General features: G+C 65.0%; 1 protein-coding gene. It reads left to right on the plus strand.

Features of this window, described 5'->3' with window-relative positions; translation table 11 throughout:
- Positions 1–246, plus strand: a 246-nt coding sequence (locus FNJ47_RS47715; RefSeq protein WP_236000628.1) for an ABC transporter substrate-binding protein, incomplete at both ends; no start/stop codon positions are given.

The following is a 246-nucleotide window of genomic DNA, read 5'->3' on the forward strand; positions in this document are numbered from 1 at the left end:
CGCTGACGACCGGCCAGCCCGATCGCCGCGCCGGCGCCTTTCAGTTTACGGCCTATACGATCTACGATCCGCTGGTGGCCTGGGAGATGGACGTTGCCGACCGGCCGGGCAAACTGGTGCCGGGCCTGGCGACCGAATGGAAGGTCGACGATGCCGACAAGACCAAGTGGGTATTCAAGCTGCGTCCCGGCGTCACCTTTCACGACGGCTCGCCGTTCAATGCCGACGCCGTGGTCTGGAATGTCG

The sequence above is a fragment of the Bradyrhizobium uaiense genome (assembly GCF_010811875.1).
GTDB classification, from domain to species: domain Bacteria; phylum Pseudomonadota; class Alphaproteobacteria; order Rhizobiales; family Xanthobacteraceae; genus Bradyrhizobium; species Bradyrhizobium uaiense.